The 14893-nt window shown below is 54.6% G+C and carries 20 protein-coding genes; 13 read left to right on the top strand and 7 right to left on the bottom strand.

Going from position 1 to position 14893, the window contains the following annotated elements; translation table 11 throughout:
• Positions 1-30 precede the first annotated feature (30 nt).
• Positions 31-1317 carry a BMP family lipoprotein gene (locus ACZ5ER_RS07815; RefSeq protein WP_050003392.1) on the bottom strand — a complete coding sequence of 429 codons (1287 nt, stop codon included), beginning with the start codon at positions 1315-1317 and terminating at the stop codon, positions 31-33.
• A gap of 125 nt (positions 1318-1442) precedes the next feature.
• On the opposite strand from ACZ5ER_RS07815, the gene ACZ5ER_RS07810 reads away from it, so the two are divergent.
• Together ACZ5ER_RS07810 and ftsY are read left to right on the top strand one after the other, a co-directional pair.
• Positions 1443-1892 carry a hypothetical protein gene (locus ACZ5ER_RS07810; RefSeq protein WP_464935158.1) on the top strand — a complete coding sequence of 150 codons (450 nt, stop codon included), beginning with the start codon at positions 1443-1445 and terminating at the stop codon, positions 1890-1892.
• Positions 1893-2027: 135 nt separating this feature from the next.
• The gene (gene ftsY, locus ACZ5ER_RS07805) at positions 2028-3014 is read left to right on the top strand and encodes a signal recognition particle-docking protein FtsY (RefSeq protein WP_464934168.1); all 987 of its coding nucleotides are present in this window, start codon (positions 2028-2030) and stop codon (positions 3012-3014) included.
• Positions 3015-3028: 14 nt separating this feature from the next.
• Here the strand turns inward: ftsY and ACZ5ER_RS07800 are convergent, their stop codons facing one another.
• The 6 genes from ACZ5ER_RS07800 to surE form a co-directional block, all read right to left on the bottom strand.
• A complete protein-coding gene (locus tag ACZ5ER_RS07800; RefSeq protein ID WP_464934167.1) occupies positions 3029-3490 on the bottom strand; it encodes a hypothetical protein in 462 nt (153 codons plus the stop codon).
• A gap of 16 nt (positions 3491-3506) precedes the next feature.
• Entirely contained in the window at positions 3507-4097 is a 591-nt protein-coding gene (locus tag ACZ5ER_RS07795) for a hypothetical protein (protein WP_464934166.1), read from the bottom strand.
• Complete coding sequence (locus tag ACZ5ER_RS07790; protein ID WP_464934165.1) at positions 4069-4485, bottom strand: hypothetical protein; 417 nt, start codon at positions 4483-4485, stop codon at positions 4069-4071. Before ACZ5ER_RS07790 ends, ACZ5ER_RS07795 begins: the two co-directional genes overlap by 29 nt.
• 5 nt (positions 4486-4490) lie before the next feature.
• Positions 4491-4850, bottom strand: coding sequence for a C39 family peptidase (locus ACZ5ER_RS07785; protein ID WP_050003387.1), 360 nt, complete (start codon positions 4848-4850; stop codon positions 4491-4493).
• A gap of 115 nt (positions 4851-4965) precedes the next feature.
• Positions 4966-5517 carry a hypothetical protein gene (locus tag ACZ5ER_RS07780; protein WP_227738698.1) on the bottom strand — a complete coding sequence of 184 codons (552 nt, stop codon included), beginning with the start codon at positions 5515-5517 and terminating at the stop codon, positions 4966-4968.
• A gap of 126 nt (positions 5518-5643) precedes the next feature.
• Positions 5644-6417: a 5'/3'-nucleotidase SurE gene (gene surE, locus ACZ5ER_RS07775; protein ID WP_464934164.1), complete on the bottom strand. Its 774-nt coding sequence runs from the start codon at positions 6415-6417 to the stop codon at positions 5644-5646.
• Between the two features lie 219 nt (positions 6418-6636).
• On the opposite strand from surE, the gene ACZ5ER_RS07770 reads away from it, so the two are divergent.
• The 11 genes from ACZ5ER_RS07770 to ACZ5ER_RS07720 all read left to right on the top strand — a co-directional run bounded on the left by ACZ5ER_RS07770 (position 6637) and on the right by ACZ5ER_RS07720 (position 14795).
• Positions 6637-7695 (top strand): hypothetical protein, encoded by a 1059-nt coding sequence (locus ACZ5ER_RS07770; RefSeq protein WP_464934163.1) that lies wholly within the window; start codon positions 6637-6639, stop codon positions 7693-7695.
• A gap of 90 nt (positions 7696-7785) precedes the next feature.
• The gene (locus ACZ5ER_RS07765) at positions 7786-8760 is read left to right on the top strand and encodes an archaeosine biosynthesis radical SAM protein RaSEA (protein ID WP_050003384.1); all 975 of its coding nucleotides are present in this window, start codon (positions 7786-7788) and stop codon (positions 8758-8760) included.
• Between the two features lie 145 nt (positions 8761-8905).
• The gene (locus tag ACZ5ER_RS07760) at positions 8906-9175 is read left to right on the top strand and encodes a 2-oxoglutarate ferredoxin oxidoreductase subunit delta (RefSeq protein ID WP_464934162.1); all 270 of its coding nucleotides are present in this window, start codon (positions 8906-8908) and stop codon (positions 9173-9175) included.
• A 2-nt stretch (positions 9176-9177) separates the two neighbouring features.
• Entirely contained in the window at positions 9178-10368 is a 1191-nt protein-coding gene (locus tag ACZ5ER_RS07755; RefSeq protein ID WP_050003382.1) for a 2-oxoacid:acceptor oxidoreductase subunit alpha, read from the top strand.
• Positions 10368-11222, top strand: coding sequence for a 2-oxoacid:ferredoxin oxidoreductase subunit beta (locus tag ACZ5ER_RS07750; protein WP_464934161.1), 855 nt, complete (start codon positions 10368-10370; stop codon positions 11220-11222). Before ACZ5ER_RS07755 ends, ACZ5ER_RS07750 begins: the two co-directional genes overlap by 1 nt.
• A 3-nt stretch (positions 11223-11225) precedes the next feature.
• The gene (locus ACZ5ER_RS07745; protein ID WP_050003967.1) at positions 11226-11738 is read left to right on the top strand and encodes a 2-oxoacid:ferredoxin oxidoreductase subunit gamma; all 513 of its coding nucleotides are present in this window, start codon (positions 11226-11228) and stop codon (positions 11736-11738) included.
• Positions 11735-12079 (top strand): DUF4258 domain-containing protein, encoded by a 345-nt coding sequence (locus ACZ5ER_RS07740; RefSeq protein ID WP_050003380.1) that lies wholly within the window; start codon positions 11735-11737, stop codon positions 12077-12079. The genes ACZ5ER_RS07745 and ACZ5ER_RS07740 overlap by 4 nt, the downstream gene beginning before the upstream one ends.
• On the top strand, positions 12051-12257 hold the full coding sequence (locus ACZ5ER_RS07735) for a DUF2283 domain-containing protein (RefSeq protein ID WP_050003379.1): 207 nt from the start codon (positions 12051-12053) through the stop codon (positions 12255-12257). The genes ACZ5ER_RS07740 and ACZ5ER_RS07735 overlap by 29 nt, the downstream gene beginning before the upstream one ends.
• Entirely contained in the window at positions 12254-13402 is a 1149-nt protein-coding gene (locus tag ACZ5ER_RS07730) for a 2-oxoacid:acceptor oxidoreductase subunit alpha (RefSeq protein WP_050003378.1), read from the top strand. Before ACZ5ER_RS07735 ends, ACZ5ER_RS07730 begins: the two co-directional genes overlap by 4 nt.
• The gene (locus tag ACZ5ER_RS07725) at positions 13402-14247 is read left to right on the top strand and encodes a 2-oxoacid:ferredoxin oxidoreductase subunit beta (protein ID WP_050003966.1); all 846 of its coding nucleotides are present in this window, start codon (positions 13402-13404) and stop codon (positions 14245-14247) included. Before ACZ5ER_RS07730 ends, ACZ5ER_RS07725 begins: the two co-directional genes overlap by 1 nt.
• Positions 14244-14795, top strand: coding sequence for a 2-oxoacid:ferredoxin oxidoreductase subunit gamma (locus ACZ5ER_RS07720; protein WP_050003377.1), 552 nt, complete (start codon positions 14244-14246; stop codon positions 14793-14795). Before ACZ5ER_RS07725 ends, ACZ5ER_RS07720 begins: the two co-directional genes overlap by 4 nt.
• Positions 14796-14893 lie beyond the last annotated feature (98 nt).

Below are 14893 nucleotides of genomic sequence, written 5' to 3'. Positions count from 1 at the left end.
CAGGGAAAGAAGAACAAAAAAGGGAAGAAATCACTGCTTGTGGTTCTGGTAGTAGTCGAGGGCCCAGTAGGCACCGAAGCGGTATCCACCCTCGAACTTGTAGAGCACCGGAATCTCCATACCGAGGACGATTCCGATGGTATCCTTGCCGTCGTTGAGGGCTATGAGGGCCGCAAGGGCTCCGGCGAGGGCCGAGCCCTCGTTCTCCTTGAAGAGCACCATCTGGACGTTCTTGGGCATCTCTGGGTCGAAACCGTCGATGATGACGAACCTCTGGTTCGGGTACTCCTGGGCAACCTGCTTGACGGGTTCGGTCATCATGTAGCCGACGGCAACGATGATGTCGTACTCACCGCTCTTGGCGAGGCTCCTGAGGTTCGGGAGGTAGTCGTTCTCGCTGTTGCTCTGAACCTCGGTGACCTCAAGGCCAAACTCATCGGCCGCCCTCTTGGCACCGAGGTAGGCCATGTCGTTGAAGCTCAGGTCGCCCCTGCCTCCAACATCGTAAACGACGGCTATCTTCTTGGTGTTCTGCCTCTGGTTGAGCTTTTCATCAAAGTGGGTCTCCGGAGCGGGCTCGTTGGCGCTCCAGTTCTTGGCGTATTCCTCCATGGTCTTCCAGTCCTCGGCTTTCCTTAGGGCCTCAATCTGGTCCTTGGCGGTGGCCTTCGGGACGACAATCTGGCCGTTTACTATCTGGTTCTGGAGCTCGTCAACGGCCCCCCATATCCAGTCTGGAACCTGCTTCCTGGTCTGCTCAAGGAACTTGATGAGCCCGTCCTCGCTCTTGAATCCGAGCTCGCTGAGCTTCTTCTGCTTGATATCCTCAGGAAGAGAATCGAACATGGCCTTGACGTCCTCGATGTCTGAGAGCTTGACACCGCCCTCCTTGAGGCCGAGCTCGACGACACCGCCGACGAACTTGTTCTCCTCCGCCTGCTTGACGGCGTTGTAAACACCGAGGTCAACGCGCTTCATCATGCTCGCAATTATTGCTCCCGGCTTAATCCAGTCCTGGGCGGAGTCAACACCGATTGCAAACGGCGGGCCCATCTTCTTGTTGTTGGCCTTCAGGTAGTCGCCTATGGCCTCAAAGACACCGAGACCGGTTCCACCGGCGACCTGGTAGACTACCCATGCGCCCTGCTGGAGCTGGGCCTGGGTGGCCTGTTTGCCCTTAGCAGGGTCACCAAAAGAGCCAGTGTAGGTGTAGAGGATGTTTATTCCGGTCTTCTCCTCCCCACCGCTGATGCAGCCGCTGGCCACTACGCTAAAGGCCATAACGCCTATCAGGAACAGAGCAAGCAATCTTCTCATGCCTAACACCTCACGAGTTCTGAAAATATCTAAAGTGTAACGCAAATATATACTTTGCGGTCTGGAAAAAACCGAAAATTTGGGAAAAACTTTAAACCTTCGTGGAAAAGTTTTTTGTGATGACGATGTTGAAGAAAATAGCCGAAATGGATTCGGGAGCGGTTTTAATAACTGGAGACGGGAAGAGACTCGCGGAAATATACTTGAATGTATGGGGCAGTAGGGGCAAGCGCATACTTGCGGAACACCTCCCATTTAAGGTGGACGGTGATGTTTACATTGGTTCACCTTTTGAGGGTGACGACTTCGACGTGTACCTGATACTCAACCCCCTCTCACGCCCGAAGGAAGAGCGGGAAAAGTTAATCGAGTGGCTGAAAGAGCACAGGGATAAGCTTGTCCTGCTGTATGAAAGCAAGTATGTGAAGGACTCGATAACGCGCTACAAGCTGAGGAACTTCATAGACTACCTCATAGCGTACAAGAGGGAAACTGTTGGCTTCGAGAGGGTTGACGTGATGCGCCTGGATGGCGGAAAGGTAGTGGGGGGCAAGACCTACGTGAGGAGGCGCTGAGGCACGTGGCTTATAAACTGTGAGGTAGAGAGACCAGCGCCCGATGACGAGTGGCTTCGGGTCTGAGGAGTGATGACACCAGCTATCGCCGAGGGCTTTTTATAGGCTTCCTCAATCTTTTCTCCGGGTGGGAGCATGTTTGGAAAGCTGAGGGAGAAGCTCAAGAGGTTCACCCGGCAGGTCGAGGAGAAAATCGAGGAGGAAGAGAAAAAGGTGGAGAAAGGGGCCGAGGCCGAGAAAAAGCCCGGCCTGATGGAGAGGCTCCTCCAGGTCGAGATAAAGGAGAAGGACGTCGAAGATGCACTCGACGAGCTGGAGCTTGAGCTCCTTGAGGCAGATGTTGCCCTTGAGACCGTTGAAGCCCTCAGGGAGAAGATTAAAGAGAAGCTCGTCGGCAAAAAAGTTCGCATCGGAACGAACAAGGCCAAGCTCATTGAAGGGGCACTAAGAGATGCCATTCTTGAAATCCTAACGCCCGAAAAGAAGCTCGACCTCCTTGAGATGATTCGCTCCAAGGAGGAGAAGCCCTTCGTGATAGTCTTCGTCGGCTTCAACGGCTCGGGGAAGACGACCACCATTGCAAAACTCGCCAACTGGCTCAAGAAGAACGGGCTGAGCGTCGTCATAGCGGCGAGCGATACGTTTAGGGCTGGTGCGATAGAGCAGATAGAGGAGCACGCCAAGCGCGTCGGCGTCAAGGTCATCAAGCACGACTACGGGGCGGACCCGGCGGCAGTTGCCTATGACGCCATACAGCACGCGAAGGCGAGGGGGGTTGATGTCGTTCTCGTGGACACCGCGGGAAGGAACGAGCTCAACAGGAACCTCATGGACGAGATGAAGAAGATTGTGAGAGTCACCAAGCCCGACCTGGTAATCTTCGTCGGCGACAGCCTGAGCGGAAACGCCGTTGTAGAGCAGGCCAAGCAGTTCAACGAGGCCGTTAGGATAGACGGCGTAATCCTCACCAAGCTCGACGCGGACGCGAGGGGCGGAGCGGCCTTGAGCATAAGCCACGCGATAGGCGCGCCTATACTCTTCGTGGGCGTCGGTCAGGGCTACGACGACCTTACGCCGTTCGACGAGAAGTGGTTCGTGGAGAGGATTTTCGGGGAGGAGTGAGCTTTTCCCTTTTCTTACACGCTGACCGCGAGCCCCATACGAACCACAATCCAGACCGCGAGGAAGCTCAGAACGGCTGCGACGGCCCATATGGTTTCATCGTTTCTATCAGGTTGTATCTCCAAAACCTTCTCTCCAGCCCACTGGAGAAGGGGTGCGAGGAGCAGAACGGTGAGCAGGGCGATTCCTTCGTCAATGGTCAGGAGCGCCGTTCCCGCAAGCACCACAATCCCTGCGGAACCCGAAAGCAGGGCTGTTTCTCTCCGCTTCCTCCAGAGGGCGTAAACGGTAGGAATGAGAAACGGAAGCGCAACGGCAAGGAAAAAGATCGGTGATGGAGAAAACTCAAAGGAGCAGGCTGGAGGGTTCCTCGACCAGCAGACGGCCTTCACGTAGTCTTCCCACGGAACGGCGAAAGCGAGCACGAATTCAATGGAGGGAAGGAGGAAAGGATAAAGGAGTGAACGGAGCTTCATGGTTTACCACCCCATGTTAACACGATGCAGCTGTGAGTTCAGCCACTATCATCATGCCTACTATAAGGCCCGGCAGAAAGCCCGCAATGCTGAGCAGCACTTTTTCCCACTTGTCTTTCCCCAATACACCCCCTACCACAGCCGAAACAACAATCAAGACTACTAAAACACCCGGTCCCGTAGTTTTAAAATAGATTGCAATCACCGACAAAACGGGCAACCCTATTGAAAGTGCCGATTTCTTTAGGGCGGGCTCCTTAGACCAGAGGTATAGAATAATCAGGACGAGTGCAGGAAGAAGGACCAAGAGAACGAACTCCAATGATGGAGAGTATTTGCTCCAGGAAACGCAGGGTCTTCCTGCCCCAGCCGTCCAGTTCTCAAAGAAAATTGTGCTTTTTTCAACATAATATCCACCGACGGACCGACTATTGTAGGCAAGCATAAGTTCCCAGGCCGTTGAGAAAGCAATAACAGAAAGGTGGAGAAGGAGGTTTTTTAGTTCCATAAGCTCACTCCCATACCTTATACTTTGACGGAAATGCCGTTCCACACCATGATACAGAGGATAATTGAAGCTATAAGTGACATGGTTGCCCATATCCATTTCTCCCCCGCCTTCTGTGGGGTAGTTTCCCCCTGCTGACGCCAATGTATAGTATCGCCGAGGTGATTCCTGCCCCTATGGGGGGTACCGGTGACTTTTCTAAGAGATAAAGAAGGAGCAGAGTTACTAAGACAACGGCAAGTGAAGATGTTCCAAACGCTATGAACTCACTCCATTTCTTCCAGAGGCCGAGGAGGATTGAGGCCATGAACGGTGCCATCACGAGAACAACGAAAGCCAGCGATGGACTAAAGTGAAAGTCACAAATGGGGTATGGGTGCGTCTGAAGGCAAGAAGCTCCAACGTAATATTCTGAGGGAAGCAGAATCATTAGCAGGAACTCCCATGCGGGAAAGAGGAAAGGATAGAGGAGCGAGCGGAGCTTCATCGGGCTCACCCCTGTTTTGGAGTAATTTTCACTAAGTATGTATCTGAGCCCCAGTTACCCCACGCCAAATAGTGCTCGTACATGTCCCATCCATCATGAATCACTACGTAATCTATGGTGTGGCTGTTTCCAACGTATCCAACTATGACAACACTATGGTCGTCGTATGATTTTTGTTTATCTACTACACTGCCTCCATTGTCTAACTGGAGTAGTACAGGTCTGTGGTTATCAACTTCTTCAATGACATCATCCTCATGTATATACGGTGCATAAAACAATGTGCACAAACCCCATGTGCATGTTGGCTGTGCGTCGTAGCTGTGCATGAGGGGCCACGAGACTATTCTTTTCTCCTTGTACATATAAGTTTTACACCCACAGGACCCTTATAAGCTCCTCAAAGTCCACCTTCGCCGTCATATCTATGTTTATCGGCATTACTCTGACTCATCTCCTCCCGAGTTGAGATTTGTGATTTTATACTGCACCAGATATTCCACTCCAAACCATAATGCAGAGGATAAACGAGATTATGAGTGACACGGTTAGCCACACCCATTTTTCTCTTCCTTTTGCGGAACAGTTTATTCTTCTGTAGAGGCCACCATACAAAACCACCGAGGCGATTCCCGCTCCGGTAAAGGGAATCCAAGACTTTTCGAAGATATACAGGAGTAGGAGAGTTACTAAGACAACGGCAAGCGCAGGGATTCCAAACGCTATGGGTTCATCCCATTTCTTCCACAGGCCGAGGAGGATTGAGACTATAAACGGCGCTATCACGAGGAGAATAAACGCTGGTGAGGGCCTAAAGTGAAAGCTACAAATTGGATGTGGATGAGTCTGAAGGCAGGAAGCTCCAACGTAGTAGTCCGGGGGAAGTAAAACTATCAGCAGGAACTCCCATGCCGGAAAAAGAAAGGGGTAAAGGAGAGAGCGAAGTTTCATGGGATTTACCTCCTCTTGGGGACTATTTTGACGAGATGAGTTCCAGAGCCTCAGTTCACCCACTCCTTCAAGTGAAACCACTGTTGGATATATTCTCCATTGACGTTAATAAACTTTGTGTGAACATAAATTAATAAGCATAGCATTACTCTTGTTTAGATTAGATTTAATGAGTTCAATTGCTCATCGTATATGTAAATATAAGTTTTACACCCACAGAACCCTCTTCAGTTCCTCAAAGTCCACCCTCGCCGTCATATCTATGTTTATCGGCGTGACGCTGACCTTCCTCTCGACCTTCAGGGCGTAGGCATCTGTCCCTGGCTCGAAGTCTTGGACAAGTTTGCCGACAATCCAGTAGTAGGGGTTGCCCTTGGGGTCAATCCTCTCCTCGACCGTTGGGGAGTAGCGCTTCCGGGCTAAGCGGGTGATTGCTATCTCCGTTTCCTCCGTCGCGTCGCTCGGAACGTTGACGTTGAGCATGTCAACGCCCTCAGGAAGACCTCTCTCCAAGAGGGCTCCCGCGATTCTCTTGAGGAAGTGAGTCGAGACCGAGAAGTCAACCCCCTCACCCTCGCCGAGGGTCTTCTTCCACTCCACCTCAAGGCTAATCGCTATGCTCGGAATCCCGTGGGTAGAAGCCTCTATTGCCGCTGAGGCCGTCCCTGAGACTGTTATCTCGGTGCTCAGGTTCTCGCCGAGGTTAATCCCGCTCACGGCTAAACCAAAGCTCCCGAAGCGGGCTATGGCGAAAATCACGCAGTCAGTAGGAGTTCCATCTATTCCGTAGGCTATCTTTGCGCCGGGAACGTCAACGCGCTTGGCCCTTATCGGCCTGTGGAGCGTCATGGCCCTGCCGCTCGCGCTCCTCTGGAAGAGGGGGGCAACGACGTAAACTTCGCCGAGCTCACTCAGGGCTTTCACAGCGGCGCGCAGTCCGTTGGAGTAGATTCCATCGTCGTTCGTCAGGAGAATCCTCAAAACGAACCCCTCCGCGTCAGTGTTTATTGTCAGGGTTCTCATATAGTTTTTCTACATTCCTTCATGCCAAACATAGCCCATTAACTGCATTGTGAAGGCAGGCAATATAAAACGTTTGGGCTGGCATGCCTGCTCATAGTTGGTCTCTGCTCCAAATGTGGAGGATAATGTTTTAATATGAGACCCGGTATTATATAGTAGACACTCGGGGTGATACATATGCGGGCCCTAAAATCAATCCCAGAGGTGAACAAATCAGAGCTTTTGGAGTATGCAAGGAAAGAAGGCGGTCTGATGCTAGTAGTAGCGGGCGGCAGACCCATTGCTGCTCTTTCCAACGGGGAGCCCGTGTACTCTCCTGTCGAGGTTCCCGAGGTGCTCAGGGACGTAACCCTCTACCGAATTGACAAGTGGGAGCTGCTCGATCTCATTCATGGGGAGCTTGAGCTCCCTCAAACGGCCGGAACCCCTTCTGAGGCTGTCCCTAGGGTTGTGGATTTCTCCATGAGCCTTGACCTGCCCCCGGAGCTTATGCTGAAGGTCGAGAACGCGGTTCTTGACTTTGTTAAAAAGCTTTCCCGTGGAGGCAGGGTGGCGGTGGCATCAATCAGGGCGGACGGCAGGGTGCTCCAGGGGGTTACCGGAACCAACATCCTGGCACTCAGCGTTTCTGCGGAGGGTTATGCCACTGAAGACGTCCCGCTGGATGTCATTGCGCGTGAAATGGGTGTCATCATCGAGAGGGCGGTGGGCTTTAAGACTCGCGTCCACGTGAAGGAGGCGAACTTCAGGGTCGTTCCCAGGCTCCCGCTCGTGAAGTTCAGGAGAAAGGCGGTGGACTTCAAGGGCGGAAGGATAATCGAGGTGTCCCTCCACGCCGGGAAAGGGGCAGGCCTGAAGATTGACAGGGCAAAGGTTGAGGCGGAGGTTGAGAAGCTCCTGAGGGAGGCTGGGATTTCACAGGAGTTCGTGGAGGCGGCAAAGGGGGACGGAGGCCATGAGAGCGGAGAGGCAGACGTCGGGAAGATTGAACGTGAGGTTCTGAACCAGTTTTCGGCCGTCCGCGGGATTTCAGTGAACTGGGTGGAGGTCGTGAAGGCCCCCTCTGGCTATCGGGTCGTGGTCGGCGTGGACAGGACGTCCAAGAGCTTGAGCGACAGTAAACTCGAAGAAACCGCCAAGGGGGCACTAAAACGGGTTGAGGAGGGAATAAATGCGCTAGGCAGAGGCGCCAGAATCGAAAAGGCCTACATCGTTATCGAGCGCGATATATACTGACTTTTACTGACCTTTCTTTTTGGTACCCTCTTCACGGCGGGGCCTGCAAACCCTTAAAAGAGAACCCTGCAACGTGCCCTTGGTGAGAGCATGACATACTGGACAAGCGAAGACAACGTCGCCGGAAAGCCCGGAACGGCACTCTTCATAATACTCCCCACCATTGGGTGCTACCGCTTCAGGATTGGAAAGGCCTGCTACATGTGCGCTTACCCCACTGCCGCCCCGAAGGTGAAGTGGAGCCAGGAAGCGATAGTGGACTACGTGAGGGAAGCGCTGGAGAAAATCAAAGGTAAGAAGGGACCCTTCGCGGTGAGAATGTTCACCTCGGGCTCGTTCCTTGACAACGGAGAGCTCAAACCTGAGACGAGGAGGAAAATCTTCGAGCTCTTAGCTAAGATGGACAACGTTGAGGAAATCGTCATCGAGAGCAGGAGCGAGCTCGTCCGCTACGATGCTGTTAAAGAGCTTGCCGAGCTCGTCCCAGACAAGCACTTTGAAGTTGCAATAGGACTTGAAACAGCTAACGACGATGTAGCTGATGTCTCGATAAACAAGGGCAACACCTTCGCGGACTTCGTAAGGGCGGCGGAGATAGTACACGAAGCCGATGCGAAGGTTAAGACGTACCTCCTCCTGAAGCCGATATTCCTCTCCGAGCGCGACGGGATAGAGGACGCCAAGGAAAGCATAATCAAGGCCGAGCCCTACACGGACACCTTCTCAATAAACATAACGGACATCCAGAAGGGCACGCTCTACGAGAGGCTCTGGGAGAAGAACGAGTACCGCCCTCCCTGGCTCTGGAGCGCCGTTGAAGTCCTCATCTGGGCGAAGAGGAAGTTCCCGAACAAGAGAATCCTGAGCGACCCGGTCGGTGCGGGCTCAAAGCGCGGCCCCCACAACTGTCTCACCGACTACGACAAGGTCATTGGAAAGGCCATCAAGAAGTTCTCGGCAACCCAAGACATGAAGTACATCGAGAACCTGAAACCGGAGTGCAGGGAGCGGTGGGAGTACATAGTCGAGAACGGCCTCCTCGACTGGCAGCTGCTGACGTGGTGATTCTTCGGGAGGAGGCCCTCTTCTCCTGAAACTTTTGTTCTGAATACCCCCTGTTCCCGAATGGACTCCTTCTGAACATCAATGTCCCCCCGCGAAAGCTTTAAATGTTGACAAACGTAAAAGGCCCTGCTAAGAGGTGATTCCCATGGCCGAAAATGCGAACACAGTCATTGAAAAAAACGGCTATCTCGTCGTCGGGAAGGCGGAAGGTGTCGTTGAAATTGACGTTGATACGTTTCTCTGCAAGGGCTGTGGAATTTGTGTCGAAATGTGCCCCAGGAAGGTCTTTGAGTGGAGCAAGGAGCTGAGCGAAAAAGGCGTCCACTACCCAGTTCCGATTCATGCCGAAAAGTGCGTTAAGTGCAAGCTCTGCGAGCTCCTCTGCCCGGACTTCGCGATATCAGTAAGGTGGTGAGTATGATAATCCGCGGCGACGAGCCTGAACAGCTCAGGCTCATTCGAAAGCTCTACAAGCCCGGCAACTACTTCCTGCAGGGCAACGAGGCCGTTGCATACGGCGCGCTCTTTGCGGGCTGCCGCTTCTACGCAGGTTATCCAATAACTCCATCGAGCGAGATAGCGGAGACGATGGCGCGCGAACTTCCGAAGCTCGGCGGCTACTACCTCCAGATGGAGGACGAGATAGCGAGCATAGCCGCGATGGTCGGGGCGTCCTGGACGGGCCTCAAGGTCATGACGGCAACCGCGGGGCCGGGCTTCAGCCTCATGCAGGAGAACCTTGGCTATGCTGTGATGACCGAGACCCCGCTCGTCCTCGTTGATGTGCAGAGGAGCGGGCCTTCAACGGGCCAGGCCACGAAGGGAGCGCAGGGCGACTTCTTCCAGGCGAGGTGGGGAACTCACGGCGACCACCCGATTGTGGCGGTTTCTCCTATCAGCGGGCAGGACGCCTTCTGGGAGACAATAAGGGCCTTTAACATCGCCGAGAGGCTCAGGACTCCCGTGGTGGTTCTCTTCGATGGTGTTCTCGCCCACACGAGGGAGCTCATCAAGATTCCCGACGTTGATGAGGTGGAGATAACCTACCGCAAGCTCCCCCAGAACGAGGAAGAAGCTAAGCTCCCCTTCGGCGACCCGCACGGAGACGGCGTTCCACCGATGCCCCTCTTCGGACACGGCTACTTTACCCACGTCACCGGTTCGACCCACAAAGAGAACGGCCTTCGCGATGTCTACACGCCGGAAGTCCACGACAGGCTCGTGAGAAGAATCCACAAGAAGATAGAAGGGAACCGCGAGGTCTACGAGAAGTACGAGGAGCACTTCACGGACGACGCAGAGATACTGGTCGTCAGCTGGGGAGTGACGGCAAGGCCCGCCCTCGGAGCCGTCCTCAAGGCACGGGAAGAGGGCATAAAGGCCGGCCTCTTCGTGCCGAAAACGGTTCACCCGTTCCCCGGAGAAAGAATGAGGGAGCTCGGAAAGCGCGTTAGAGCCATACTCGTCCCGGAGATGAACCTCGGCCAGATGATACTCGAAGTCCAGCGTTTCGTCAACGACGACGTTCTGCTCAAGGGCGTGAACAAAATCGGCGGAGTGCCCCTCACAGTTGAGGAAATCCTGCGCGAAATAAGGGGTGTTGCCTGATGGCAAAAGAAATCTATTCCACTTACCCGATGGTTAAGTACCTCCGCAAGGAGGCCCTTCCCACTGCCCTCTGTCCCGGCTGCGGCGGTGGAACCGTCCTCAACGCATTTGCAAACGCCGTTGACCAGCTCAAGCTCGACCCGAAGGATTTGGTTGTCGTGAGCGGAATAGGCTGTTCCGCATGGATAGCCTCACCCTACTTTTTGGCAGATACCCTCCACACGACGCACGGAAGGGCGATGGCCTTCGCGACCGGCGTGAAGGTCGGTTTACCTGACAAGAAGGTCGTCGTGATAAGCGGGGACGGCGATTTGGCGAGCATAGGCGGAAACCACCTCATTCATGCCGCGAGGAGGAATATCGACATAACGGTGATTCTCGTCAACAACTTCATCTACGGAATGACAGGCGGACAGGTCGCTCCGACGACGCCCTTCGGCGCCAAGACAACCACAAGCCCCTACAGGAACATAGAGCACCCTCTGAACGTATCAGAGACCGTGGCCGCCGCCGGGGCGAGCTACGTGGCGAGATGGACGACCGCTCACGTCTATCAGCTCATCGAGAGCATAAAGAAGGCGCTCCAGGTCAAGGGCTTCTCCCTCGTCGAGGTGGTCTCGCAGTGTCCGGTCCAGTTCGGAAGGAGGAACAAAATGAAAGAGCCAGCAGAGATGCTCCGCTGGTTCCTGAAGAACAGCGTCCCGATAAGCAAGGCAAAGAAGATGTCACCGGAGGAGCTCGAGGGCAAGTTCGTCATCGGGGAGTTCGTCAACAGGCAGAGGCCCGAGTTCACCGAGGAGCTCAACAAGCTGATTGACGAGGTTCAGGAGCAGTTCGGCCTTAAGGAGGTGTGAATGATGCAGATTAGGCTCGCCGGAATCGGCGGTCAGGGCGTTGTGCTCGCGGGGGTAATACTCGGCGAGGCCGCCGCGATAGAGGGGCTGAACGTCCTCCAGACGCAGGACTACAGCTCCGCGAGCAGGGGCGGCCACTCGATTGCGGACGTCATAATCTCGAAGGAGCCGATTTACGACGTCATGGTCACCAGGGCTGATGTTCTCGTTGCGCTCCACCAGCTCGGCTACGACACCGTCAAGGACTCACTCAAGGAGGACGGGCTTTTAATCATCGAGACGGATTTGGTCAGGCCCGATAGGGACTACGTCGGCGCGCCCTTCACCAGAATCGCCGAGGAGACCACTGGGCTCGCCCTGACAGTAAACATGGTCGCTCTCGGCTACCTTGTAGCGAAGACGGGCGTTGTAAAGAAGGAGAGCGTTGAGGAAGCGATTAGGAGGCGCGTCCCGAAGGGGACTGAGGATGTGAACATCAAGGCTTTCATGGCAGGCTATGAGGAGGGGCTGAAGTGAAGGTTGTCGAGGATAGGGACCACCCTAAAGGCAGAATCATAGTAATTCAGACAGACGAGAAAAAGTGCAAAATCCTGATAACACATCACGCACTTTCCCGCGCAAGGCGCTGGAAACTTTCCCTTGAGGAGCTTATTGAGGCAGTACTATATCCCGAAGAGGTTCTAACAGGACATCACGACAGGTTTATAGCGCATAAAGCAGAGAACGACCATATTATTCGGGTTATCTATGAGTACGAGCATGGCGTTCCCGTGGTCGTAACGGTGTATAGACCGTGTAAAGAGCGTTACTTTATGGGTGGTGGTGTTTATGAAGATAGAGTACTCGCAAGATGCTGACGTCTTGATTATCCGCCTTAGAGATGACGAAATCGTGGATTCGGTTGACCTTGGTGAAGGTGTCATTGCGCACCTGAACGAAAAAGGAGAAGTCGTGGAAATTGAAATACTCGACGCATCCAAGTCAGTCGACTTCAGGGAGCTCGTTCTCAGGATTCCGAGCGGGGTGGTAGCATGAGGTACCCGTTTCCCGTTGGTAAGTCAGACTTCATTCAGGGTGATGAGGCAATAGCAAGGGCCGCAATCCTTGCCGGCTGCCGCTTCTACGCGGGCTACCCAATAACCCCTGCCAGCGAGATATTTGAGGCTATGGCCCTCTACATGCCCCTTGTTGACGGCGTAAGCATCCAGATGGAGGACGAGATAGCGAGCATAGCGGCGATAATAGGTGCTTCCTGGGCCGGTGCGAAGGCGATGACAGCGACGAGCGGTCCGGGGTTCAGCCTTATGCAGGAGAACCTCGGCTACGCGGTTATGACCGAGACGCCGATAGTCGTCGTCGACGTCCAGCGCGGAGGCCCCTCAACGGGCCAGCCGACCCTTCCGGCGCAGGGCGACATAATGCAGGCTATATGGGGCACCCACGGCGACCACATGCTCATCGTCCTCAGCCCCTCGACCGTCCAGGAGGCGTTCGACTTCACAATCCTGGCCTTCAACTTCGCTGAGAAGTACAGGACGCCGGTGGTTCTCCTCACCGATGCGGAGATAGCACATATGCGCGAGCGCGTTTACATTCCCAGCCCAGAGGAGATCGAGCTCGTTGAGAGAAAGCTTCCCGCCAGCGAGGAAGAGGCCAAGCTCCCCTTTGGAGACCCGCACGGAGACGGCGTCCCGCCGATGCCGATATTCGGGAAGGGCTACCGCACCTACGTGACAGGCCTCACCCACGACGAGCGCGGGAGGCCGAAGACCGTTGATGCTGAAGTCCACGAGAAGCTCATAACGAGGATTTTCAGGAAGATACTCGACCACAAGGACGAGATAATAAGCTACGAGGAGTTCATGCTCGACGACGCCGATGTAGCAATCGTATCCACCGGAATCGTCTCGCGCTCTGCCATAAGGGCCGTTAAGATACTCCGCGAGAGGGGCGTTAAGGCGGGTCTGCTCAAGCTCAACACCGTCTGGCCCTTCGACTTTGACTATATCGAGGAGCTCGCGGAGCGCGTCAGGAAGATATACGTGCCCGAGATGAACCTCGGACAGCTCTACCACCTCGTCAAGGAGGGAGCAAACGGCAAAGCCGAGGTCGAGCTCATAGCCAAGATTGGCGGTGAGGTGCACACGCCGATGGAGATAGTTGAAAGGGTGGTGGGATGATGTACATGAAGTCCGCTTACGAGATTCGTGACAAGTACCTCAGAAAGGACATGCTCCCCACAATATTCTGCCCCGGGTGTGGAATCGGCAGCGTCCTCCAGTTCACTTTAAGGGCTATAGACGACCTCGGCCTCAACCAGGACGAGATTGTATGGGTGAGCGGAATAGGCTGTTCCTCACGTGTGCCCGGCTTCGTGAACTTCGACGGCCTTCACACGACCCATGGAAGGGCTTTGGCCTTTGCTACAGGCATCAAGCTCGCCAACCCCAACCTCAAAATAATCGCCTTCATGGGCGACGGCGACGCCGCGGCTATCGGTGGAAACCACTTCATCCACGCCATAAGGAGGAACCTCGACGTCACGGTTATTCTCATCAACAACTTCACCTACGGAATGACCGGTGGCCAGGTCGCGCCCACCGCCCTGAAGGGCCTGCGCGGAACTACAGCGCCATACGGCCAGTTTGAGAACCCATTTGACATAGCCGGCCTGGCCGTTGCCGCCGGCGCTAACTACGTTGCAAGGTGGACAGTCTTCAACTACCTCCAGGGCATCAACAGCATCAAGAAGGCCCTCAGCAAAGAAGGCTTCACGCTTGTGGAGTTCCTCTCGCCGTGCCCGATAAGCTTCGGAAGGAGGAACAGAATGAAGACTTCCCCGGAGCTCATCCGCTGGTACCAGAAGATAACCGTCCCGCTCGCGAAGGCCAAGAAGATGAAGCCAGAAGAACTTGAGGGCAAGATAGTCATCGGAGAGTTCGCAGACAGAGACAGGCCCGGTCTCGTGAGGGAATACAGAGAGTACATAAAGAGGGCCAAGAAGATGATGGGGTGGGAAGAATGAGGAAGGAAGTCCTCTTCAGCGGGTTTGGCGGCCAGGGTGTCATACTCGCGAGCGTCATCCTCGGCAGGGCGGCCGCTGTCTACGAGAACCTCTACGCCGTCCAGACCCAGAGCTACGGCCCTGAGTCCAGGGGCGGCGCGAGCAAGGCGGAGGTCGTCATAAGCGACGAGCCGATTGACTACCCCAAGACGCTCCAGCCGGACTACGCGGTCTTCTTCTCCCAGGAGGCCTACAACAAGTACCTCCGCACAGTAAAGGAGGGCGCGACGGTAATAATCGAGAAAGACCTCGTCCCCCACAGAGACCTTGACTTCGAGAAAAAGCTTAACGTCATAGCCCTCCCCCTGACGGAGATAGCGGAGGAGACAACCGGCCTCAGCTTGACGATGAACATCCTTGCCCTGGGACTGCTCGTCGGGATTACGGGAATAGTGAGCAGGGAAGCGATTGAACAGGCCGTCCGCGACTCCGTCCCGAAGGGCACGGAGGAGATAAACGTTAGGGCCCTCCACAGGGGGTTCGAGCTCGCTGAGGAATTCAAGGGCTGAGCCTATGAAATTTCTGCTGTTTTCTCTCATCTTCTCTCATGTCCTATTTCTCTTGACATCATGACTGCAGGACGGGCATCGTTTTTGTTTGCGGCACT

The organism is Thermococcus marinus, from assembly GCF_055389025.1.
Note: the sequence above shows the minus strand (reverse complement) of the source record. Positions and strands in the feature narration are given on the sequence as shown.

What these genes read in the sequence shown, in the direction of transcription:
- ACZ5ER_RS07760 (WP_464934162.1), top strand. Translation starts at nt 8,906, where the DNA reads ATGGCCGAAAATGCGAACACAGTCATTGAAAAAAACGGCTATCTCGTC.
- ACZ5ER_RS07795 (WP_464934166.1), bottom strand. Translation starts at nt 4,097, where the DNA reads ATGGATATGGGCAACCATGTCACTTATAGCTTCAATTATCCTCTGTAT.
- ACZ5ER_RS07800 (WP_464934167.1), bottom strand. Translation starts at nt 3,490, where the DNA reads ATGAAGCTCCGTTCACTCCTTTATCCTTTCCTCCTTCCCTCCATTGAA.
- ACZ5ER_RS07790 (WP_464934165.1), bottom strand. Translation starts at nt 4,485, where the DNA reads ATGAAGCTCCGCTCGCTCCTCTATCCTTTCCTCTTTCCCGCATGGGAG.
- ACZ5ER_RS07785 (WP_050003387.1), bottom strand. Translation starts at nt 4,850, where the DNA reads ATGTACAAGGAGAAAAGAATAGTCTCGTGGCCCCTCATGCACAGCTAC.
- ACZ5ER_RS07750 (WP_464934161.1), top strand. Translation starts at nt 10,368, where the DNA reads ATGGCAAAAGAAATCTATTCCACTTACCCGATGGTTAAGTACCTCCGC.
- ACZ5ER_RS07735 (WP_050003379.1), top strand. Translation starts at nt 12,051, where the DNA reads ATGAAGATAGAGTACTCGCAAGATGCTGACGTCTTGATTATCCGCCTT.
- ACZ5ER_RS07810 (WP_464935158.1), top strand. Translation starts at nt 1,443, where the DNA reads ATGTTGAAGAAAATAGCCGAAATGGATTCGGGAGCGGTTTTAATAACT.
- ACZ5ER_RS07730 (WP_050003378.1), top strand. Translation starts at nt 12,254, where the DNA reads ATGAGGTACCCGTTTCCCGTTGGTAAGTCAGACTTCATTCAGGGTGAT.
- ACZ5ER_RS07745 (WP_050003967.1), top strand. Translation starts at nt 11,226, where the DNA reads ATGCAGATTAGGCTCGCCGGAATCGGCGGTCAGGGCGTTGTGCTCGCG.
- ACZ5ER_RS07725 (WP_050003966.1), top strand. Translation starts at nt 13,402, where the DNA reads ATGTACATGAAGTCCGCTTACGAGATTCGTGACAAGTACCTCAGAAAG.
- ACZ5ER_RS07755 (WP_050003382.1), top strand. Translation starts at nt 9,178, where the DNA reads ATGATAATCCGCGGCGACGAGCCTGAACAGCTCAGGCTCATTCGAAAG.
- ftsY (WP_464934168.1), top strand. Translation starts at nt 2,028, where the DNA reads ATGTTTGGAAAGCTGAGGGAGAAGCTCAAGAGGTTCACCCGGCAGGTC.
- ACZ5ER_RS07720 (WP_050003377.1), top strand. Translation starts at nt 14,244, where the DNA reads ATGAGGAAGGAAGTCCTCTTCAGCGGGTTTGGCGGCCAGGGTGTCATA.
- ACZ5ER_RS07815 (WP_050003392.1), bottom strand. Translation starts at nt 1,317, where the DNA reads ATGAGAAGATTGCTTGCTCTGTTCCTGATAGGCGTTATGGCCTTTAGC.
- ACZ5ER_RS07770 (WP_464934163.1), top strand. Translation starts at nt 6,637, where the DNA reads ATGCGGGCCCTAAAATCAATCCCAGAGGTGAACAAATCAGAGCTTTTG.
- ACZ5ER_RS07765 (WP_050003384.1), top strand. Translation starts at nt 7,786, where the DNA reads ATGACATACTGGACAAGCGAAGACAACGTCGCCGGAAAGCCCGGAACG.